Below are 22,829 nucleotides of genomic sequence, written 5' to 3' on the forward strand. Positions count from 1 at the left end.
ATGTCACGGCATAGTCTCTTCGCAACGGTTCTGGTGCTGGCGAGCGTGTGCTTTCAGCCGGCGATGGCGGCTGTGGTCGGTGGTGGCTCCAGTTCGCCGCTGCGGCTCTATACCGGTACGCCGGCCTTGCTGCCAGCCGACTTCAGTTATATCGGCATTGGCGGCGGTGATGAAAAGGCGGCCTTCCTGACCAATGCGCCGGTGCTGCTGGGATTACCGCTGGCGACCTCGGTGGATTTCGCCGGCAGCGAGTCACTGCTGACCACGAGCGAGTTGCAGGCCTACAACAGCACGCAGTCCGCCAGCTACGGTCCGCTGATCCAGATTCCGGTGGCGGGCATGGCGGTGGCTATTCCCTATAAAAAGTCCGGTACCAGCACCCTGCAACTCACCGCAGCGCAGTTGTGCGACATCTTTTCCGGCGCTGTCAGTACCTGGGGCGCGGTCCTGGGGAATGCCGACACAATGCCGATCAAGGTCATCTATCGCTCCGGCAGCAGTGGCAGCACTGAGCTGTTCACGCGTTTTCTCAACGACTCCTGTCCCGGCAGGATTTCTGTCAGCAGCCTGTTCACCCAGGCCAATTTTGCTCCGCTCCCCAGCCACTGGCAGGCCGTGGCCGGTAGTGCCGATGTCGTGGCGGCGATCAATGCCGGGGAGGGCACCATCGGTTATGTCGCCAGCGAGTACCTGGCCCCCCATAACAACGCCACCTCGGCGCGGGTCAGCAAGCTGCCCATGGCCGTCGGCACCGCGCCCTTGCCCACGGTTGCCAATACCCGCTACGCCCTGGGCTACTTCTCGCCGCCGGGGACACCCATGGACCGGGCTAATCCATTGAAGTGGGTGCCGTCCTACGGGTACGGCGCGGGCGGTCAGATGCCGGTCCCAACCCAGGGCAATCAGTACCCGATCGTCGGTTACACCAACCTGCTGATCGGCCAGTGTTATCGCGACCCCGCCGATGCCCAGGCAATTCGCCGGTTTCTCGGCGACCTGTACAGCCTGGCCAAAGCCTCGACTATCTATCAGCACTTTTTCGTCACCGTGCCGCAAACCGCCAGCCAGATGTCGGGGCTGGCCGGGGAGATCAGGAAAGTGTTCCTCGACAACGCCTATGGCGACAACCTGGATATTGGCAACGTCAACGTCTGTCATGGCATCGGGCGTCCGTAGGACGTTGCTCCCGTACGCGCATATGAACTTTGCATGACAAGAGTTCGGTCGCGAACCTTTGTAACCGCCTACAGGTATCGGCAGCGCCGCCCTGGGGCGGCTGTACGGCCCAACTCTGTGCAATGGGAAAAAGGATCAATCAGTGATGCGTCTGTATAAAAAACACTCGAACCCGACGCCTCGCGGCATTACTCATGAATCCGCTCGTTCCGTACTGGAGCAGGGCACGTTGTATCTCACCCCCCTGGCCCGAGCCATTGCCTTGCTGGTGCTGGCGGGCTCGGCCCAGGCCGCACAGCCCGCGGCGTTCAGTTCGAACTGGTTTGCCGCCAAGGGCTCGGCCCAGGCCACCAATGCCACCCGCCCGGGCGGGCTGGTACCGGGAGCACCGCCACCGCTGGCGCAACAGCAGAAGGCCAACCAGCAATTGCAGCGCTCGCTGAGCAACCTCAACAACACCGTGGCGGCGATCGCCGCGCAGCAGGCGTTGCAGGCGGCGGGCCGTGCGACGGCCTTCGCCAGTCCGGAAACCATCCATAACGGCCTGGGTGGCAATGGCCTGAACCTGGTAATCGGTGCCGATGGCAAACCGGTGTTTGCCAATGTCGAGGCGCCAGTGCAGACCGAGGCCGGCGGCAAGACCCAGGTCTCGATCAAGCAGACTGCGGACAAGGCGATCATCAACTGGGACACCTTCAACGTTGGGCGCAATACCACCGTCGACTTTCAGCAGAACGCCGACTGGGCGGTGCTCAATCGGGTCAATAACACGACCGCGCCGAGCCAGATCCAGGGTGCGATCAAAGCCGACGGCACGGTGCTGATTCTCAACCAGAACGGCATCGTCTTCAGCGGCAGCAGCCAGATCAACGTGCGCAACCTGGTGGCGGCGGCCACCGCCTTCGACGACAGCCAATTCAGGAACAATGGCCTGTACAGCCCGGGCACGACGCCAACCTTCATCAACGCCGGCGGCAAGGTGCGAGTGGAGCAGGGCGCGCGGATCGAAACCCATGCACCTGCCAGTTCCACCGCCGGTGGTGGTTATGTGCTGCTGCTGGGCAGTGAAGTGGACAACGCTGGGACCATCAGTACCCAGAAAGGCCAGGCCGCTCTGGCCGCGGGCAGCAGTTTCGTGATCAAGAAGGGCCAGGGCACCGACGGTAATGCCGACTCGACGGTACGCGGCAATCAGGTGCTCGCCAGCGGCGCTGGCCAGGTCAGCAACAGCGGCCTGTTGCAGGCGGCGCTGGGCGACGTCAGTCTGACCGGTCAGGACGTAATGCAAAACGGTGTGGCCCTGGCCAGTACCTCGGTGGATTCGCGCGGCACCCTGCACCTGACTGCCAGCCGCAGCGTGACCCTGGGCGAGGGCGCGACCAGCGCGATCCTGCTGGACAGCAGCAGTGCTTTGGACAGCCAGCGCAGCAGCCTGATGCAGCCGCTGAGTGCCGACAACTCGCCGATAGTCGCGGCCGATGGCTATCGCCGCGACCAGTCGTTGATCGCCATCGACAGCGCCGGCACCGTGGACTTTCAGAAAGGTTCGATCACCCTCGCCAGCGGCGGCCAGGTCGGCGTTCGCGCGGCTCAGCGCAGCCGGGTGGGCGACGGTGCGATCATCGACGTATCGGGTGAGCTGGGCGTCAAGGTGGCGATGGAGTCCAACAGCATCAAGGTCAACGTCCAGGGCAACGAGCAGCGCGATGCTTCGGCCAACCGCGACCAGGGCAGCCTGAACAGCAAGGACGTGTGGGTCGATACCCGTGAGCTGGTGTTCGTGCCCGCCGGCACCAATGGTTATGCCTCGGACCGCTGGTACACCGCTGGTGGCCTGCTCGAGGTCGGCGGCTACCTGGGCACCCGAGTGCACAGCGTGGGTGAGTGGATGGCCCAGGGCGGCACGGTGTCTTTCAGCGGCAATGACCTGGTGACTCTCCAGGGCTCGCAGATCAACCTGTCCGGCGGCACCCTCGATGTGCAGTCCGGCATGGTCAAGCAGAGCTGGCTCAAGGGCGCGGACGGGCGACTTTATGAAGTCTCCAGCGCCCCTGGCGACATACTTTACGAGGGCCTGTACCAGGGGTACGAGGATCACAGCGAGCGCTGGAACCAGAGCCAGTTCTACTACAGTCCGCTGATCGCGCCACGAGAGCGTTTCGAGCAGGGCTACAGCGTTGGCCGTGACGCCGGCACCCTGGTGATCGGCACGCGTAACGCGGTGCTGCAAGGCCAGGTGGTCGGCGACACTTTTCAGAGCGAGCGCCAGGTACAGGCCGCGCAGGTCGGGCTGGACGGTTACAACCAGTCAGCGAGCGCAGTGGCCCGTGGCGCGCAACTGGTGGTCGGCAGCTATGTGCCCTACTACGTGAGAAGCAGCGGCACCTTGCAATATGCCTTGCGCGCCAATGCCGGCACTTTGCAGGACATCGTCCTGGGGACCGAGGCCCAATTCTTCGCGGCCGGGCTGGGGCTGGACGACCCGGTGGCCACCGAGCGCGAAGGCCGCCTGTACCTGGACAGCGACCAGCTCAATGGCTTCAGCCTGGGGGCGGTGAGGATCGCTGCCACCGGCAGTATCAAGGTCGAGGGTGACCTGCAGGTGGCACCGGCCGGCAGCATCACTCTGTACGGGCCGCAGGTCGAGGTCGATGCCAATCTGACGGCCCGTGGCGGCGACATTGCCCTGGGCAACGTGTTGCAGCAGATCAGTAGCAGCGCCCGGGTCGAGGACACCCGGATCGATGCTCTTGACGGTAGCCGCGCCAACGTGCGCGTGGGCGAAGGCGTGATCCTCGACACCCGTGGCGCCTGGAGCAATCAGGTGCACAACCCGAATGACGTCAGCGTGCTGCCGTACCTCAATGGCGGCAATGTGTCCCTGCGCAGCGGCGGCGACCTGACGCTTGCGGCCGGCAGTCTGATCGACGTTTCATCGGGTGCCGCGTTGCTGGCCGATGGCAAGCAACGCGGTGGCAAGGGCGGCAACTTGACCCTGGCGGCCAACGCCAACACTTCCGGCAGCGATGGGGTGTTGAGCCTTGACGGCGAGGTGCGTGGTCATGGGGTCAGTGGCGGTGGCCGCCTGAACCTGCAGGCCGGCCAGGTGACCATCAGCGACCAGCCGGTGACGGGCAACGATGCTGGCCTGGTGCTGGACAGTGGCTTCTTCAACAAGGGCTTCTCGGCCTACGACATCACCGGCAACCAGGGACTGACCGTCAGCGATGGCACCCAGCTGGACGTCAGCATGCCGGTGTACCACTTCGGTGAGAACATACAGGGCGCGGCGACCGGCAGTGCGCCACAGGCACTGTTGTCGCTCTGGACCCCGGAGCTGTATCAGCAGGACCCGGTCAAGGGCCTGTTAAGCCAGCGCAAGGGCGCGAACCTGAGCTTGCAGGCTGGCAGCATCCTGTCCACCGCCAGCGAGCGGGAAACGACGGCCCTGCTGATCGGCACAGGCGCGCGGATCAGTGTCGATCCGGGCAGCAGCTTGAGCCTGGCCAGCGTCGGTCAGTTGAGCGTCGACGGGCAACTCGACGCTTGGGGCGGGAAGATCCAGCTGACCCAGATCAAACCCGTGGGATTGGCGGATATTCCGGTCGCCGAAGCTCCTCATCAGCGTTCGATCCTGTTGGGCGAGCATGCGCTGCTGGATGTCTCGTCCCGCGCGGCAACCGCGGTGGATGCCCAGCGCCGGCGTTATGGCCGGGTCGACGACGCCGGCAGCATCGTCATTGGTGGCAGTGTCGATACGGCCAAGGGCACCGCCAGTGCACCGGACCTGTTCGTGGTGGTGGAGCCGGGCGCGCGCCTTCTGGCCAACGGCGCCCAGGCCGAACTGGATATTCGCGGGCAGGGCGCCACGACGTTGAGCAGCGCCGGTGGCAGTATTGCCCTGAGCTCGAACAACGGCCTGCGCCTGGACGGTGAGTTCCAGGCGGCTTCTGGAGGTGTGGGCGCCGCCGGCGGCAGCCTGTCGGTGGCCCTGGAAACCCCGCTGTACGATCGAGCCACGGTGGACGACAAGGTGCGGGTACCGCGGGAGTTGATCCTGTCCCGGGGCGCCGATACTGCTGCCACGGATAGCCTGATGAGCTATGGCCAGGGTCGTCTGGACGTCGATAAAGTCGGCAGCGGCGGTTTCGCCAACCTGACCTTGCTGAGCAACGGCATTTTGTCGTTCGCCGGTGATATGGACCTGAACCTGGCGCAGAGCCTGCAGGTTTATGCCGGTTCCCTGGCGCTGGCCGAAGGCGCGCCGGGTGACAGCCGGGTAAGTCTGAATGCGCCGTATGTGCGCCTGGCGGGGGCCGTGGCCAGTCAAGGTACTGATGTGGCGGTACGCCCGACTGTACAGGGTGGCCTGTCGGTACAGGACAGCGCGGCCCGGCTGGAGGTCAACGCGGACCTGCTGGACCTGCGCGATATCCTGACCCTGGGCGCCCACGGTGTGCTGGAGCGCCAGCAGGGCCCGGCCCTGGAGGTCGACCGCCGCGGTTTTGCCCAGGCGCAGTTGAGCAGCCGTGGCGACATGCGTTTTCTCGGCGGTTCGCCGCTCAATATCGAGCGTATCGCTACACAACTGCTCAGCAACGCCGACCTGGCCCTGCTGGCGGCGCAGATCTACCCGACCACGGGGGCCACGGCGCGGGTCAAGACCACTGCGGACTCCACCCTGCGTATCGGGCGCACCAGTGACACACTGCCGGCCCTGCCATATTCGGTGTTCGGCTCGCTGAGCCTGGATGCCGGTACCCTGCTGCAGGGCGGGGTGCTGCGTGCGCCGCTGGGGCTGCTCAGCCTCGGTGAGGAAGTCGGCAATGTCCAGACCCTGCAGTTGTTGCCGGGCAGTGTTACCTCGGTCAGTGCTGTCGGTTTGCACATGCCTTATGGCGGTACTGTCGATGGCCTGTCCTATCGCTATAACGGCAAGGATGTCGAACTGATCGGCGTGGGTGGCGGTATCTCGAACAACCTGTTGTCAGTGGGCGTATCGATGACCGGGCACAGCATCGATGTGCAACCGGGGGCTGTGCTCGACCTGTCCGGTGGTGGCGAACTGGCCGGGGCCGGCTTCATTTCCGGGCGTGGCGGCTCGACCGACGCGCGCTACAACCCGCTGGTGCAGATCGGCGCGGACGGCAGCCTGGTATTGCCGGGGCTGGACACCAACCCGGTCTACGCCATTGTTCCGGGCGAGCAGCGCAACTATGCGCCGCCGGCCGGCGAGGCCGGGGTGCGCGATCCGCTGATTGGCCAGCGCATCACCCTGGACGCCGGGGTTCCGGGGCTGCCGGCGGGCACCTATACCTTGTTGCCATCGAGCTATGCCTTGTTGCCGGGGGCGTTCCGGGTCGAGCTCAATGGCCTGGCCAGCAGTGGCAAGATGGCCGGCAGCCTGGCCATGCGCAACGGCTCCTGGGCCACCTCGGGGGGGGGGTCGATTGCCCACAGCGACGTTCGCGATGCGCTGTCCAGCCAGGTGATCCTGACCTCGGCGGACGTGCTGCGCCGCTACTCGCAATACAACGAAACCGGCTACGCTGCCTTCGCCAAGGCCGATGCCGCGCTCAAGGGCGTGCCGCGGCCGATGATCGAGGCCGATGGCAAGACCCTCAAGCTCACATTCAAAGGCGTGGGCGACCCGGCCGAGACTTTCCGTTTCGACGGAACGGCGAATTTTGAACCGGCGCAAGACGGCTTGGGAGGCAGTGCCGGTATTTTTGCCGGTGCACGTCGTCTCGAAGTGCTGCCGGTCGGCCAGCAGGCCACTGCGGGTTTCGCCGGGGCCTCGCTCTACGACCAAGCGCTGAATGCCTTGCAGGTTCCGCGTCTGTCGATAGGCGCACTGCCCGGGGTCACCTACGGCCAGGGCGGCAATCTGGTGATGTTCAACTCGCCCCTGTCCGACATCAGTCTGCGTCAGGGCAGCACTCTCAAGGCCGGGGAAGTGTTCCTTGTCACCAATGCCAAGGCCGGTGCCATCGTGATCGAGCAGGGAGCGAGCATCAACACGTTGGACCAAGGCAGCGCGCCGTTCGATTCCCGTAGCGGCTTCGTCTACGACCCGGGCCGCAACAGCCTGCTGGCGGTGTCCAACGGCTGGCTCGATGTGCTACCGCCTTCTGCGGGTGAATCGGGAAATGGTCCGGGGTCGATCCTGATCGGGCTGTGCGACACCGGCCATTGCAGCGGCACCACCGAACTCTATTCGCAAGGCACTATCACCACGGCTACCGACAACGTCTTCAGCCTCGACGAGTCGGTGCGTTTTGGTACGCGCAACCTGGCGTTGGCGGTGGGCACGATCAATATCGGTTCGGCACAGGCATTGGCGGCGGCCGAACAACGCCAAGCTCTGCCCCAGGGGTTGACCCTCAACCAGCAGGTGCTCGACCGTTTGCTGCGCGGCGACAGCCTCAAAGGTGCGCCAGCCCTGGAGAACCTGGTGCTCAATGCCCGGGATTCGGTGAATTTCTACGAAAGCGTCGACCTCAGTACCCTGGACCCACTGACCGGCCAATCCAGCCTGCAGCGCCTGGTCCTCGGCACGCCGGCGATCTACGGCTATGGCGCCGCCGGCGATCATGCCAGCATCCGCACCGGCACCCTGGTGTGGAACGGTGCGCTGACGCCGCCTGGCGCGCCGCTGTTGACCGGGCCAGGCAGCGGCAGCGGGGTACTGGATATCCAGACCCAGGTGCTGGAGTTCGGTTATGGCCCCAATGCCCAGGCCAACAACCTCGACAACCCGCAGCGCCTGGCGCTGGGCTTCGGCCAGGTCAACCTGACCGCCAGCCAGCGCATCACCGCCAACCACAAGGGCGCGCTGCAGGTGTACCAGTCGCGTGGCGACTATGTCAGCGGCAAAGGCTATAGCTACAGTGGCGGCGACCTGCGGGTGAATACGCCGCTGTGGACTGGCGAGGCGGGCTCGGTCAACCGCATCACCGCCGGTGGCATGCTGACGGTGGCGGGTATCGCCGGGCTGCCGGCCGCCGCGGCCGACAACGCGGCGCTGGGGGCTGAATTGCAGCTGGAGGCCGGTGGCCTGCTGCTCGACAGCACGGTCCGCCTGCCCAGCGGCAAGCTCACCCTCGGCGCCAGCGGCGACGTGGTGCTGGCGGATAATGCCCTGGTCGACCTGGCCGGGCGTGAGGTGGTCCTCAACGATGTGCGCAAGTACAGCTGGGGCGGTGACCTGATCCTCGACAGCCGTGGCGGCAATATCCGCCAGTCCGCCGGTTCGACCGTCGACCTCAGCGCCCGCAACAATCGCGCCGGCCTGCTGAGCGCGATCGCCCTTGACCCCGATGCCGGCCTGATCGACCTGCAAGGACGGATCCTCGGCTCCGCCAGCGGCAGCTACAACGCCGGCGGCACCCTGGTGCCTTATGCCGGTGGCGCGGTGAATTTGCGCGGGCAGAGCCTGGGGGATTTCGCCGCGCTCAACACGCGCCTGAGCCGCGATCAGGTCTTCGGCTCGCGCAGTTTCCAGCTCAAGCAAGGCGACCTGGTGATCGGCAACGAACTCAAGGCCAATGAGATCAATGTCTCGGTGGATAACGGCAGCCTGACGGTGGTCGGTACCGTCGATGCCAGCGGCCAGCAGGTCGGCAGTATCCGCCTGGCGGCCAAGCAGGGCCTGACCGTTGCCGGTAGCGCACTGCTCGATACCCACGGCAGCATTTTGCGGGTCGACAGCTACGGCAAGATCATCGACAGCCCCAACCGGGCACTGATCGAACTCGACTCGGGGGACGGCCAGTTGACCCTGGCTAGCGGCGCGCGTTTCGACCTGCGTCACGGCACCGACGCGCCGCTGGGCAATGCCCCCGGGCAAAATGACGGTCGGGTCCGTGGCACCCTGGAACTCAATGCCCCGCGGCTGCGGACCGAGGATCCGCGATACGGTGATATCGCCATCGATGCCTCCGGCAACCTGTCGGTGCTAGGCGCGCGCTCGATCAGCGTCAACGCGATCGCCCGCTACACCGATGCCCGCGACGGCAGCACGCCGGCGGTGGACGGGCGGCCTTACCAGGTGATCGATCAGGACTACCTGAATGCCAAGCACCTCGACAGCCAGGCATTCATCGATGCCGCCCTGGCCAACGGCAACCTGCTCAACGGCAAGCTGGCCGGCCTGAACAATACGACTTACGCCGATGCGCTGCACCTGCGGCCCGGGGTGGAAATCCTCAGCAAGACGCCGGATGGCGATCTGTTGGTGCAGGGTGACCTGGACCTCTCCGGTTATCGCTACGCCAGCCTCAACCGTAATACGCAGAAGACCGATATATATGGCTCCGGCGAGCCGGGCAGTTTAGTCGTGCGCGCCGGCGGCAACTTGAATATCTACGGCAGCATCAGCGATGGTTTCGCACCGCCGGAGGCGGGCGATCCGGCAGAGCGTACCGATGGCAACGGCTGGTTGCTGATTCCCGGGAAACAGCCGTTCGGTGCCGACTTGGTGGTACCAGGGGCTGGCGTCGAACTGGCCGAAGGCACCCTGTACCCGGCCGGAAGCCTGCTCAACTACGACCTGCCGTTCAAGGGTGGCAGCCTGCCGGCGGGGCTCGAGTTACCGACCGCGATGAGCCTGGGCGAGGCGCTGAACCTGCCTGCCGGTACCTTGCTGCAGGCGGCCATCCACGATGCTGGCGGCAATCTGTTGTATGCCGCCGGGACCTTGTTGAGCGAGGCGGTCACCCTGCCTGCCGACACCCGCCTGGATGCCGGTACCCGGCTGTCGATGGATATCACCGTCAAGGACGGCATCTGGCCCAAGGGTGTCGCGGTGCCCCGCAACGGGTTGACGCTGCGCGGGGCCATGGCGCTGGCCACTGGCGCGCTGATTCCTTCCGGCACCGACGTCAAGCTGGCTGAAGGCGTCGATCTGATCGAACTGCGTCCGGTCAACAACGGTGTCCAGGGGCGTAACTGGGCGGTGGCGAGCCTGCTGCCGGAAGGCTCGCAATCCTGGTCGATGCGCTGGGTAGCGGGGGCCGACACCGAGGCGGCCGACACCCGTCTTACCCGTCCCCACGCGGAGGCGGGCAGCTTGCAACTGGCCGATGGGCATTACCTGGCCAAGCGCGAGCAGACCGGTGGCGGAGGGGGTGGAGGTGATGGTGGCACGGGGTTAGTGTGGTCGCCGACCAGCAATTTCGGCACGCCGGGCGATCCGGTTCCACCCGAGATGTTGGACTTCTGTACTTGGGTTCCTGATGCGTGTGTGCCGGCTCCGGCCAAGACGCAACTGGTCTGGTCGCCGACCAGCAATTTCGGTACGCCGGGCGATCCGGTTCCACCCGAAATGCTGGACTTCTGTACCTGGGTGCCCGATGCGTGCATGCCGGCTCCGGCCAAGACGCAGCTGGTCTGGTCGCCGACCAGCAATTTCGGCACGCCGGGCGATCCGGTGCCACCCGATATGCTGGACTTCTGTACCTGGGTTCCTGACGCGTGCGTTGTGGCAACCATTCCGGAGGAGCCTGGACCTACGGATCCCGTACGCACCAAGGTCACGGTCGGCAACCAACTGTTCAGCGTCTTGCGTACCGGGACCGGGGATCTGGACCTGCTCAGCGCCGGCGATTTCAATATGCATTCGCTGTTCGGCGTCTACACCGCCGGCGCCCAGTCGGCCTCGTTGGCGCCGGGCGCCAACGACCCTTATCAGCAGGCCCGTGGCCGCCAACCCGATGGCAGTGTGCTGGGCACCGCGGGTGCGGCTTATGAATCGCTGACCACAGGCAGTGCCTATCAGGCCTGGTACCCGGAACAGGGCGGTAATCTCAAACTGGCGGTCGGTGGCAATCTGCTCGGCGACTCGCTGGGTACCAAGAGAGACTCAAGTGGTGTCAGTGCGCCGCAGAAAGCCTCGGCTTCCCTGGGCAACTGGTTGTGGCGGCAAGGCACCGGCGCCACGTCCGATCCAGCTGCGCAGATTCCCACCGCCTGGTGGGTCAACTTCGGCAGCTTCGCCCAGCAACCCTCTACCGGGGCGAGTGATCCTTACCTGACGGGTTTCACCGGGATCGGCACCCTCGGAGGCGGTAACCTGAACGTCGATGTCGGCGGGGATGCCGGCCTGATCTCGGAACAGCTTGGAACATTGGGTGCGGCCGTGGAGCGCAGCCAGGGATTGGTGCTGGTCGTGGGCAGCAGTGGCCGGGTCGCCGCCGATGGCAGCCTGGTGTCGACCGGCGGCGGTGACCTGCGGCTGCGTGTCGGCGGCGAGCTTAACCCGTCCCAGGCGGCGCGCGCGTCTATTGATGCCACCGCCGATCTGAACGGGGTGCTGGCCAACCTGCGGGGTTCGCTGCAGTTGCAGGCCGGGGCGATCGGGGCGCTGGGCCTGACCTATGGCAGCTATGGAGCCAGCCAGGATCCGAAAGAGTCACGGGCCTATGACGCCTATGTGTCCACCCTGGCCGCGGCCCGCGGCGGCGTGACCCTGATGCCGGGAGATGCCGGCGTCAGTCTGGACAGCCGTGGCGACCTGGTGTTGCAGGGAGTGGGCGATCCGGGGCGGGTGGTGATGCAGAACTCCACCGGTTATACCGACCGTGACGGTGCCTACCACAGTGGTGGTGGCCTGAGCCAGTTCTCCTTGTGGACCGACAATACCGCCATCGACCTGCTCAGCGTCGGCGGTAACGTGACACCGATCGTTAGTGGCTTCTTTGCCGAGAGTGCAAATACAAATACCTCGACCTCTGGCGGACGTTTTGTCTATCCGTCGATCCTGCGGGCCACCGCGGCCAATGGCAGTCTCTATTACGGGCCGTCGGCCAGGGGCATCAGCGGCCTGGCATCGGGTTTCTCGTTGATGACCGCGCCTTCGGCCAATGCCGAGCTGCAATTGATCGCCGCCGATTCTATCTATGCCGGCGGTTATGCGGTGACACAGTCCGGGGCTGACCCGGCACTGCTGTCCAGTCCGCTGCGTCCAGGTTTCGCCGGCTACAACGGGATTAATATCAACCCGCTCTACGACAACTACGGCACTGGGGTCTATGTCTCGCCGAGCGATTTTCCGTTGTTCAGTTTTGGCATCAATACCTTCAGCTCCCAGCCGTACGCCGCGCGCGAGCCGGTGCGTTTTTATGCGGTCAAGGGCGATATCGTCGGCCTGCGTACCGGTGAAGTGATTCGTTATCCTGCGTCGGGTAACGAGGTGCGCTACGAGGGCAGCGGCCCGCTGCGGGTGATGGCCGGGCGCGATATCGTCAACTCCGGTGTGCCGTTGAATGTCTCTACCGTTGTGCCTACTGGAGTAAATGGAGCGGGTGATGGGCGATCCACCGGCAACCTGATCGTGCACAGCAGGCCCGATGAGATTTCCCAGGTTTCCGCTGGGCGCGACATCCGCCTGAGTACCTTCAATATCGCCGGGCCCGGCTTGCTGGAGGTCAGTGCCGGGCGCAACCTGTATGGCTCGGGCCCGGGCGTGGGGCAGCTGTACCAGGAGAGTGCCTTCAACAGTATCGGCAATGTCGATCCGGCAGCGCGGGTACGCGATGGCGGCGCCTCGATCGCGCTGATCGCCGGGGCGGGTGCCCAGGGTCCGAATTACCAGGGTTTGCTGGCGCATTATCTGCAGCCGGGAGCGGCGCTGAAGGACTATGCCAGCGAGCTGAACCAGTGGCTGAGCCAACGCTTCGGCTACAGTGCCGGCGAAGACCAGGCCCTGGGGTATTTCTCCAGCCTGTCGGTGGAACAGCAGAATGTCTTCGCCCGGCAGATCTACTTCGCCGAACTCAAGGCCGGGGGCCGCGAATACAACACCGTCGGTGGCGAGCGTAGCGGAAGTTATCGCCGTGGGCGCGAGGCGATTGCCGCGTTGTTCCCGAGCAAGGATGTGGCGGGCAACAGCATCCGGTATGACGGCGATGTCACCCTCTATGGCGGTTCGGGGATCCACACCGACTTCGGTGGCGATATCCAGGTGCTGACCCCGGGCGGGCAGCAGGTGTTTGGCATCGAGGGCGAGGCACCGCCGTCCACGGCGGGGGTGATCACCCAGGGCCAGGGCGACATTCAGCTGTACTCCAAAGGCAGTATCCTGCTGGGCCAGAGCCGGATCATGACCACCTTCGGCGGTTCGATCCTCGGCTGGTCGGCCGAAGGCGATATCAACGCCGGGCGCGGTTCCAAGACCACCGTGGTCTACACCCCGCCCAGAAGGGTCTACGACAACTGGGGCAACGTGACCCTGTCGCCGTCGGTGCCGAGCACCGGGGCCGGTATCGCTACGCTGAACCCGATTGCCGAAGTGCCGCCGGGGGATATCGACCTGATCGCGCCATTGGGCACCATCGATGCCGGCGAGGCCGGGATCCGGGTCTCGGGTAACGTCAATATCGCGGCCTTGCAGGTAGTGAACGCGGCGAACATCCAGACCCAGGGCAAGTCCTCGGGGATTCCGGTGGTGGCGTCGGTCAACACCGGGGCCCTGACGTCGGCCAGTTCGGCGGCGTCTTCGGCGACCCAGGCCGCCGAGGATGTGGCGCGCCAGCAGCAGGCGGCGGCGCGGCAGAACATGCCGTCGGTGTTTAGCGTGCAGGTCCTGAGTTTCGGCCAGGAACGCCTGGCGCCGACCCAGGATGGCGCCAGCCGGGCCAACCCCGGTTACAACCCGGACAGCCCGGTGCAGGTGCTGGGCGCCGGGCCGCTGAGCGATCAGGCGCGCCAGCAGTTGACCGAGGAGGAGCGGCGGCAACTGACCTTATAGGTTCTCTCGTGGCAACACAGTTCGGGGCGATCGTTGATCGCCCCTTTTTTGTCTGCACCTCTAGCGATGGTCGGTCGCCGCCTTTGCGACGATTTATGATTTAGGTAGTGGCAAATTAATGGCATTGCACATTATCCTGCGCCACCCGAATACGCCTGGCGGCGTCGGGCGACCTTGTTTTCTGAATCGGAACTGGATGGATGCCAATGATTGAAGTCGCCATGAAATACCTGAAACTCGCAAGCTTGCTGCTGGTTGCCACGACCTTGTTCGGCTGCGCCACCAGCCGTTCGGTGGTGGATATCGATGGACCTGAAGTGTCCAGTGGCAACGGCCAGAAGGTGGTGATCAATGTGCTCGACGAGCGTCGTTTTGAAGCCGACCCGCGCAGTGCCGACATTCCTTCGTTGAAGAATGGCGAGATCGACGACAAGGCGATCACCGAGCGCGCGATTGCGCGCAAGCGCAATAGCTATGGCATGGGCCTGGGCGATGTGCTGTTGCCGGAGGGCGTCAAGGTTAGCGCGCTGATTGCCAAGAGCATCGGCGCAGCCTATGGCAAAGCCGGTTATCAAGTGGTGCCGAGCACCGAGCAAGCGCCGGATGCCAGGACCATCACCGTGCATGTGGTCGAGTTCTGGTCATGGATGTCGCCGGGTGCGTTCTCCGTTGCGGTGAACAACAAATCGCACCTGAAGGTGGACACCGGTAGCGCGTCCGCGCCTGTCGAGGTCAAGACCTTGAAACGCGAAGGCATGCAGATGATTACCGAGAATGACTGGAAACTGATCACCGAGGCTGGTTTGCAGGCCATCAGCGAGTCCATGGCCAAGCAGCTCTGAATCCAGGGTTGTTCAATTGTCGGGCGCCCGCAGGCTGATGGGGGCCCGAGCGCTTAGTTTCCCGACGCTTGCTCTGTAGCCGCTGCCGCAGGCTGCGATAAGGCCGAAGGCCTTCAGCGATCCCAAAACCTTGCGCCTGCTGCGCAGTCGATCGCAGCCTGCGGCAGCGGCTACAGGTACCGGGTGTCAGGCCTGCAGGCGCCAGCCCATGACGTCGAGCAGGTCGCAGCTATCACGCAGCAGGATGGCGCCGGCGTTGGCCAGGTGTTGCAGGTCGGTTCCGTCGGCGTCTTTCAGGTCGAGGCGGGCGAGGCTTTCCAGCACTTGGGTAACGGCCTGCAGGCGGGCTGCGCTGTTGGCGTGGAGGACGTCGAGTGGGGTGTTTTTGTCGATCAGCAGGCAGGGGATGAGGCTGTCGATGCCCGTGAGGGGGATGTATTGCTTGTTCATGGGGTACTCCTTCGCGGATGAGAGGAGCTGCCGTCGTCGCCAAACGAAAGGGTGGCAGCTGCACGCAGGTTGGCGAACCGACCATCCACAAATCGGCAGATCCGAAGATCTCCCGCGCACAGCCGCCATAAAAGATCGCCGCGAACATAAAGGCTCGATGGCAAAGATTGCAAGCGTGACTGCTTGTAGATGAGTGGCCAGGTCGCCAAACCCGGTCGCCTTATGGGCGAGCAAGGAATATAGGACGCGGTTTCCGGGGCGGACAAGTCAGCACTTTCTGCAAGTTGTGTAGGGCCAATCGCCGTCCGTTGTCCTTTGTTCTGCGCGGGTTTCAGAGGGGCAAGCTTTTCAGGATCGCCTGATTCAGCAGTCGATTATGCGTCGTTACGTTCGAGGGCCTATCCCTCACCAGGAACGTACGCCATGGCTTTTGTCATCAGGGAAGGCGACCCCACCACAACCGGCGGCAAGGTCATCGCCGGCTCGGGCACCACCTTTGTCGTGAATCAAAGAGTGGCCCGCATTGCCGACCCGGCTTGGTGCCCGGTATGCCAGACGGTCGGTTTTATCGCCGAAGGCCATCACACCTGGGTGGATGACCAGCAAGCCACGGCGGTGGAGGGCGGCCTGGTGCAATGCGGCTGTCCGAACGGGGCCAACCGGCTGGTCGCCACTCAGTGGACGGTCTGCTCCGGGAACCAGCCGACCATCCCGCTCGACAGCGATTGCGTCGGGCCGGCGGTGATCAATACCCAGCGATGGGCCGACGCCATTCATAAGGGCTACCCGCAAAACGAGTTTGCCGATGCGGTGCCGCGGGATCAGGTGCGCGGCCTGAGCGTTGCTCACGGCGATATCGTTTCACCGCCGCTGTCCGTGCAGGACACGCAGCATCTGGTCGAGCCGGGGTTTCATATCGTGCAAACGCCCATGAGCCGAGCTGCGCTGGAGACGGTGCTGTTCGGTCAAGCCGATAAGGCGGTGCTGGAGAAATTCCGTCGGCTCAATCCTCAACTCTCAAACGATGCCAAACCTGGGCAACTCGTCGTGCTCAGTCATCCTGACAACTACCAGTGCACTCGCGAAGAAGCGCTGTTGATGGAAGCGGCGGAGAAGGTCGGTGCGGCCTTGGCGTCTATGAGCGATGGGGAAGCGGCTTTTATGCTCAAGTATCGGGCGCAAGTTGAATCGATACTGTCCTATGGTTCGACTGCCTTAGGTGTCAGCACGGCGGCCGTTGGTAACCATATGGATAGCTTGAAAAGAACGTTGCTGGATATCGAAGCGCTTCATCAGAAGTTCTTCCTGCGAGACGGCCACCTTCGTAGCGTCGAGTTCTTCAGTGAAAGAAAAAAGCTGTTCGTGCAGTTGGACGCTAACCTGACAACCGTCACGAAAATGAGCATTGCCTTCCCTGATCACCCCAAACTCAAGAGTGCCTTGAATATTTCAAGCCGCAGCTTGGTGCATCGCTGGACTCAGGCAGGCGCGGTGGGACAGATACCGGGATACGCAACACAGATTGAAGGTGTTGCAACAGCCTCCAAGGTAATCAAGTGGGGCGGTTGGCTTGGGACAGCGTTGGGCGGTGGAGCGTCTTATGTGAAGGTTCAGGACGTTTGCTTAGCAGGGAATAAGCAGGCTTGTGAGAAGGTACGCTTTACAGAAGCCGGAAGTTTTACGGGGGGAGTGGCCGGTGGTGCCGTTTTGGGGGGATTAATCGGTCTGGGTGGCGCGGGAGGAGTTTGTTTGGCGATTGGAGTCCCTACGGGTGGTATTGGCTCTGTAGTCTGTGGCTTGGTAGTGGCAGGTGGTGGGAGCTACTTTGCCACTAAAGGCGGAGAGTCAGCCGGAGAGTTTTTGGGAGAGCTGATTTATGAGGGAGTAAATACGTGGTAATCACCACAACGCATATTGTTCTGGGTGTGTTTATTGGAGTTACGTTTCTCGGAATGTTTACCCTGATTGGGTACTACTTTTATTTAGGCTATACCCGCATGGATAGCATTCTGGAGGCGGTCAAGAACTGCTCGCTGATCAATAGCTATCGGTTTTATCTATTCATGGGGCCTTGGGGGAAGATGATGATGGTGGCGGGAGTGGGCAACTGTTTGTTGTTCTCGAAATATCTCATTAAACATGGGGCGTTGGACAAGGGGGATATCGAGAACTTTCCGGAGCCTCTCAAGGGGCGATTGCTGATGTTGCAGTACATCGGATGGGTGTTGTTGGCGAGTCTTTTCCTGGAAGTTATCGCAGTCAAAATTCTTAGAGGTTAAATACAACTATAAGGAGCGACTGCCGAGCGAGCGCTTTTCATGTTCAGTATGGGAAATGCCACCCTGTCTGATCAATTTCAGTAAACCGGCATGCAAGCATATCGCTGTATCCACCAGATCATTCCAGACAAGGACAAACCCATGACAGACCTCAAGCCCTCGCAACCGGGGGCTGTCGATGCTATTGCCTACAACCGGGCCTCTTCGGCCTTGCAGCGAGCATTTGCCTTGTTGCAGCAACGTGTCTATCCCGAGCCGGATGCGCCTGAAGAAGCAGCGGTCGCAGCGCTGCACGATCCTGTGTTCGACGCATTTTCGTTCTATATCTGCGCGTCTGACAGGGTGGTCAGCTATGCCGCCGTTGCCATGAAGACCATCGAGCATGGCGGCGATACCTTCGAGATTGGCGGGCTCAGTTGTGTTATGACCGATCCTGACTGTCAGGGACAAGGCCTGGGGCTGAGGACAGTCGCTGCGGCCACCCGCTGTATGGAGCACAGCCATCTCGATATTGGCGTCTTCACCTGTGACCCACCTTTGGCGCGTTTCTATGCCCGGGCCGGTGGTTGGACGATTGCGCCGGATGTGGTCCTGATCGGCAACCGGCACGATGGGGCGTTGCGCAGCGATACGCTGGGGAAGGTCGTGCTGTTGCGGCTGTTTTCGGCGAAGGCCAGGGCGGCGGCGTCGGCATTGGCCAGTGGGGGCATCGATCTGGACCTGCCAGACGGGCAGTTTTTATAGCGGCGATGGTGGTGGGCTGGGAGTCTTGTGTCGTCCATCCAGCTTATCGGCGACAGTGCCGACGCCATCGCGGGCAAGCCTCGCTCCTACACGTTCTCGAGCCCCGATGAACGCGAGGCTCCAGCCTTTTGCGACTCGTCTCCTGGCGGGTCAGGACTATCTGGATTGGTCTTACGGGACCTCCTTCTTTCTTGGATATCCCCTACCCGATTCGAGTACCCGGTGCTCTCAGCGTTGTCATCGCGAACAAACCCCACTCTCTGGTGAATGAAGCTTTTGTGACAAAAGTTCGGTAGCACTTCGCCAGTCCCGTCATGGATATGTGACGCGCTTGAGGGGGCCTTCTGGCCACTGTTCTGAGCCGAGGCGGGACGCCGGGAGTGAGGTGATGGGGACTATGGAACGCTACGCGAAAGTGGGCATGCAGGAGCTGGACCAGCGGCTGTCGAAGATAGTCGAAGCCGCGCGCAAGAAGCCGGTATCGGTCTATCGCTACGGGGCGCCGTGGGTCTGGATCGTTTCCCAGGATGACTGGCAGGGCGCCTTGAAGGAGGTGTCGAGCTACATCCCGCCGGGCCATTCGCTGGTGTTGCTGCGCCCGCAGATCGACGCCTTGCTCGACCAGCACCGCGACATCCTCCAGGGCCTGGATGCCGAGCCCGGCATGCTTATCGCCCCACGCACGGTGATGCACATCCTGCTGTTGCAGCTCTTGTACTCGGTGCCTGGCGAGCAGCAGCTGTACGAGCAGCTCAATTACAACCTGCTGTTTCGCTGGTTCGTCGGCCTGGACCTGAACCACAAGGTCTGGAGCCTCGGCGTGCTGAGCCGCGATATCGCCACGCTGTTGAACGATGCGCGGGCGGTGCTGCTGATCCAGAAAATCATCGGTGAAGTGTTCTGTGGCGCCTTGCTGCAAATGCCCGAGTTCTCGTTGAACTTCGCGCTGCTGCACAGCTGGCTGGCCAAGCACGCCACGACATCGACCTTGAGCAATTGAGGCGGCCAAACGCCGTACAGACGGCGACGGCGGTTTCGACGCGGTTGGACATTCTTGGAAATCTAGGGGGCGGTGTGGAGCATCTGTTCGATAGGGGGCGGCCGGGGCCGACCAGGCGCTGGCTGCCGGTGTGCGGCTGGCTGGCGCTGGTCGCGCTGAGCCAGCCGTTGTTGGCCGAGGAGGGCGGCCCGGTGGAGGGCGAATCGGTGCAAGGCGGCGCATCGCAAGGCGCGGCCGTGCCCGCGCGGCTGGTGGATGTGAATGAGTACTTCGTGCGCGGCAACACCGTGCTCGATGCCCGGGCCATCGAAGAAGCGGTGTATCCCTTCCTCGGCCCGCAGAAAGCCCTGAGCGATATCGAGGGCGCCCGCGACGCCTTGCAGAAGGTCTACCAGGCCCGAGGCTACCAGTCGGTGTTCGTCGAGCTGCCGGAGCAGAAGGTCGAGGACGGCATCGTCTACCTGCAGGTCAGCGAGACCAAGGTCGGGCGGGTGCGGGTGGTGGGGGCCAAGCATTACTCGCCGGTGGAAATCCGCGACGAGGTGCCGGCGCTGCAGGAAGGCGAGGTGCCGGACTTCGCCAAGGTCCAGGGCCAGCTGGCGAGCCTGAACAAGACCCCCGGGCGCCAGGTCATGCCGCTGGTCCGCGAAGGCCAGCGCCCCGGCACCATGGACGTCGACCTGCAGGTGGAGGACCAGAACCCGTGGCAGGCCAGCGTCGGCCTGAACAACGACTACAGCGCCGACACCAAGCACCTGCGGGCGGTCACTAGCCTCGGCTACAACAACCTCTGGCAGCTGGGCCACAGCATTTCCCTGACCTATTTCACCGCGCCCGAGGACCAGGACAACGCCAAGGTCTGGTCCGGTTCCTACACCGCGCCGCTGAACGAGCGCTGGAGCCTGCAGTTCGCCGGCTACCAGTCCGACAGCAACGTCGCCACCATCGGCGGCAGCAACGTGCTGGGCAAAGGGCATTCCTACGGCCTGTCGCTGATCTATAGCCTGCCGGCCAGCGGCGCCTGGGCCAATTCGTTCTCGGTCGGAGTGGATTTCAAGGACTTCGAGGAAGAGCTGAGCCTGGGCGGCGACAGCGACAAGGTGCCGCTCAAGTACGCACCGTTCACCTTCGCCTACAACGGTTTCCGCTACACCGAGACTTCCCAGCTGGGCCTCGGCCTGAGCCTGGTGGCCGGCACCCGCAGCCTGTTCGGCTATGGCAGCTCGGACGAAGACTTCGACTACAAGCGCTACCGCGCCAACCCCAGTTTCGCCGTGCTCAAGGGCGACCTGAATTACACCTACACCTTCGCCAACGACTGGCAGACCGGGTCCAAGGCGGCGTTCCAGCTGGCCTCGGGGCCGCTGGTGTCCAACGAGCAGTTCTCCGCCGGCGGCGCCACCTCGGTGCGCGGCTACCTGGCGGCCGAGCGCACCAGTGACGACGGCTACCTGTTTTCCCAGGAGCTGCGCACGCCGTCCCTGGCCAAGTACCTGGGCGGTTATGTCAACGAATGGCGCTTCTATGCCTTCGCCGAAGGCGCGCGGATGTACCTGCGCGACGAGCTTCCCGACCAGGAGGCCGACTACAGCCTGGCCAGCGTCGGCCTGGGCACCCGCGCCAGCTTGAGCAAATGGCTTTCCGGCAGCCTGGACTGGGGTTACCCGCTGCTTGATGGACCGAACACCCAGAAACAGGACTCGCGCGTGCACTTCAGTGTGCAGGCGACGTTTTGATCTTTCACGGAGTAACTTTCATGCAGCGCTTACTGATTTCCCTGTTGATCTGCCTGGGCTTCGTACTCCCGGCGACCGCCCAGGCGTGGTGGCAGGACGACTGGCACTACCGCAAGCAGATCTCCATCGACACCACGCCGCAAGGCGCGGCCATCAACCAGGCCCTGGGCCGCACCGCGCTGCTGGTGCGCCTGCACACCGGCAACTTCAGCTTTGACGGGGTCAAGGAAGACGGCTCCGACCTGCGCTTTGTCAGCGCCGATGACAAGACCGTGTTCAACCACCAGATCGAAAGCTTCGACCCGCTGATGGGCATGGCCCTGGTCTGGGTCGATGTGCCGAACGTGGAGGGCGGCCAGCGCCAGGACATCTGGATGTACTACGGCAACCAGAAGGCCCCGGCGACCGCCAACGGCCAGCTGACCTTCGACCCGAACTACATCGCCCTCTATCACTTCGACGGCGCCAACGGCACCCCGGCCAAGGACACCACGGCCTACGGCAACCATGCGCAGAATGTCACCGGCGCGAGCATCGATGGGGTCATCGGCCGGGCCTTGCAGTTCAACGGCCAGCCGCTGCTGTTGCCGGCCAGCCCGTCGCTGCAACACAACGCCGACGGCGCCTTTACCTTCAGTGCCTGGCTGCGCCTGGACCAGGCCAGCGGCGAACAGTTGCTGCTGGCCCGGCGTGAAGGGGCCAGCAGCCTGCTGATCGGGGTCAACCAGGGCGTGCCTTTTGTCGAGGTCGACGGCCAGCGCGCGGTGTCGACCCAGCCGCTCAACCCCGGGCAGTGGCAGCACCTGGCCCTGACCGCCCAGGGCAGCCAGTTGGCGCTGTTGGTCAATGGCCGCGAAAGCGCTCGCCTGGCGGTGGCGCTGCCGGCGTTCAATTCGCCGCTGGCCATCGGCGCCGATTTGCCGCCGGCATCAACGCCAGGGGCAGCGGCCGAGGCCAGTGCCTTCCTGCCGTTCAATGGCGCCATCGACGAGTTGCGCCTGTCCAAGGTGGCCCGTCCCGCTGGCCTGCTGCTGGCCGATGCCGCGGCCCAGGGCGCCGAGTCGAAACTGGTGGTGTACGGCGTCGATGAAGAACAGTCGGGCTTCGGTTTCGGCAGCCTGGGTTTCTTGCTCAAGGCCGTGCCGGTGGACGCCTGGGTGATCATCGCGGTGCTGGTGCTGATGATGTTCCAGTCGTGGATCATCATGATCCGCAAGAACCGCATGGTCAGCCGCGTCAGCAGTGCCAACCAGCTGTTCCGCGAGCAGTTCGCCCGGGTCGGCACCCGCCTGGAAATGTTCGCCGACGACCGCGATCTGGCCCATCACCTGGAGCATTCCTCGCTGTGGCGCCTGTACCAGGTGGCGGTCCAGGAGATCCGCACCCGTCGCGAGCAGGGCGCCGACACCTCGTCGGTCTCGGCGGCGACCATCGAGGCCATCCGCTGCTCCATGGACGGCGTGCGCACCCGCGAGAACCAGCAGCTCGGTTCCAAGCTCTCGACCCTGTCCAACGCCATCGCCGGCGGGCCCTACATCGGCCTGCTGGGCACGGTGCTGGGGATCATGGTGGTGTTCCTCGGCACGGCGATGGCCGGCGACGTGAACATCAACGCCATCGCCCCGGGCATGGCCGCGGCCCTGCTGGCCACCGCCATGGGCCTGTTCGTCGCGATCCCGGCGCTGTTTGGCTACAACCGGCTGATCACCCGCAACAAGGAAGTCAGCGCCGACATGCGGGTGTTCGTTGACGAGTTCATCACCCGCCTGGCCGAGTTGCATGGCGCCAGCCAGTCCAGTGAAGCCGCGCCCGCGCGGGCTCATAACGCCAGCGTGCCGGCCTGAGGAGAAACGT

General features: G+C 63.9%; 10 protein-coding genes. 9 read left to right on the forward strand and 1 reads right to left on the reverse strand.

The window, feature by feature from the left end; translation table 11 throughout:
* The 3 genes from AC3RCP_RS14840 to AC3RCP_RS14850 all read left to right on the forward strand — a co-directional run bounded on the left by AC3RCP_RS14840 (nucleotide 1) and on the right by AC3RCP_RS14850 (nucleotide 14,766).
* Entirely contained in the window at nucleotides 1-1,176 is a 1,176-nt protein-coding gene (locus AC3RCP_RS14840) for a substrate-binding domain-containing protein (RefSeq protein WP_492570208.1), read from the forward strand.
* 145 nt (nucleotides 1,177-1,321) lie between these two features.
* On the forward strand, nucleotides 1,322-13,924 hold the full coding sequence (locus tag AC3RCP_RS14845; RefSeq protein WP_492570210.1) for a filamentous hemagglutinin family protein: 12,603 nt from the start codon (nucleotides 1,322-1,324) through the stop codon (nucleotides 13,922-13,924).
* A gap of 206 nt (nucleotides 13,925-14,130) precedes the next feature.
* Nucleotides 14,131-14,766, forward strand: a complete 636-nt coding sequence (locus tag AC3RCP_RS14850) for a YajG family lipoprotein (protein WP_256593353.1) — start codon at nucleotides 14,131-14,133, stop codon at nucleotides 14,764-14,766.
* A 186-nt stretch (nucleotides 14,767-14,952) separates the two neighbouring features.
* On the opposite strand, the gene AC3RCP_RS14855 is transcribed toward AC3RCP_RS14850, so the two are convergent.
* The gene (locus AC3RCP_RS14855) at nucleotides 14,953-15,216 is read right to left on the reverse strand and encodes a short-chain dehydrogenase (RefSeq protein WP_492570212.1); all 264 of its coding nucleotides are present in this window, start codon (nucleotides 15,214-15,216) and stop codon (nucleotides 14,953-14,955) included.
* A 423-nt stretch (nucleotides 15,217-15,639) separates the two neighbouring features.
* Here AC3RCP_RS14855 and AC3RCP_RS14860 point away from each other — a divergent pair, with 423 nt between their 5' ends.
* The 6 genes from AC3RCP_RS14860 (at nucleotide 15,640) to AC3RCP_RS14885 (ending at nucleotide 22,819) form a co-directional block, all read left to right on the forward strand.
* Nucleotides 15,640-17,115: a PAAR domain-containing protein gene (locus tag AC3RCP_RS14860; RefSeq protein ID WP_492570213.1), complete on the forward strand. Its 1,476-nt coding sequence runs from the start codon at nucleotides 15,640-15,642 to the stop codon at nucleotides 17,113-17,115.
* Nucleotides 17,109-17,495: a hypothetical protein gene (locus tag AC3RCP_RS14865; protein ID WP_101337818.1), complete on the forward strand. Its 387-nt coding sequence runs from the start codon at nucleotides 17,109-17,111 to the stop codon at nucleotides 17,493-17,495. The genes AC3RCP_RS14860 and AC3RCP_RS14865 overlap by 7 nt, the downstream gene beginning before the upstream one ends.
* A gap of 141 nt (nucleotides 17,496-17,636) precedes the next feature.
* The gene (locus tag AC3RCP_RS14870; RefSeq protein ID WP_101337819.1) at nucleotides 17,637-18,239 is read left to right on the forward strand and encodes a GNAT family N-acetyltransferase; all 603 of its coding nucleotides are present in this window, start codon (nucleotides 17,637-17,639) and stop codon (nucleotides 18,237-18,239) included.
* Nucleotides 18,240-18,627: 388 nt separating this feature from the next.
* Complete coding sequence (locus AC3RCP_RS14875; RefSeq protein WP_007928988.1) at nucleotides 18,628-19,239, forward strand: transposase; 612 nt, start codon at nucleotides 18,628-18,630, stop codon at nucleotides 19,237-19,239.
* A 74-nt stretch (nucleotides 19,240-19,313) separates the two neighbouring features.
* Complete coding sequence (locus AC3RCP_RS14880; protein ID WP_492570215.1) at nucleotides 19,314-20,975, forward strand: ShlB/FhaC/HecB family hemolysin secretion/activation protein; 1,662 nt, start codon at nucleotides 19,314-19,316, stop codon at nucleotides 20,973-20,975.
* Nucleotides 20,976-20,995: 20 nt separating this feature from the next.
* Nucleotides 20,996-22,819 (forward strand): DUF2341 domain-containing protein, encoded by a 1,824-nt coding sequence (locus tag AC3RCP_RS14885; protein ID WP_492570217.1) that lies wholly within the window; start codon nucleotides 20,996-20,998, stop codon nucleotides 22,817-22,819.
* Nucleotides 22,820-22,829 lie beyond the last annotated feature (10 nt).

It is taken from the genome of Pseudomonas sp. GW822-FHT05A08 (assembly GCF_058800485.1).

Bases quoted from the DNA above. Each gene is read 5' to 3' on its own strand.
- AC3RCP_RS14875 (WP_007928988.1), top strand. From the start codon at position 18,628: ATGGGGACTATGGAACGCTACGCGAAAGTGGGCATGCAGGAGCTGGAC.
- AC3RCP_RS14850 (WP_256593353.1), top strand. From the start codon at position 14,131: ATGATTGAAGTCGCCATGAAATACCTGAAACTCGCAAGCTTGCTGCTG.
- AC3RCP_RS14870 (WP_101337819.1), top strand. From the start codon at position 17,637: ATGACAGACCTCAAGCCCTCGCAACCGGGGGCTGTCGATGCTATTGCC.
- AC3RCP_RS14855 (WP_492570212.1), bottom strand. From the start codon at position 15,216: ATGAACAAGCAATACATCCCCCTCACGGGCATCGACAGCCTCATCCCC.
- AC3RCP_RS14840 (WP_492570208.1), top strand. From the start codon at position 1: ATGTCACGGCATAGTCTCTTCGCAACGGTTCTGGTGCTGGCGAGCGTG.
- AC3RCP_RS14845 (WP_492570210.1), top strand. From the start codon at position 1,322: ATGCGTCTGTATAAAAAACACTCGAACCCGACGCCTCGCGGCATTACT.
- AC3RCP_RS14860 (WP_492570213.1), top strand. From the start codon at position 15,640: ATGGCTTTTGTCATCAGGGAAGGCGACCCCACCACAACCGGCGGCAAG.
- AC3RCP_RS14885 (WP_492570217.1), top strand. From the start codon at position 20,996: ATGCAGCGCTTACTGATTTCCCTGTTGATCTGCCTGGGCTTCGTACTC.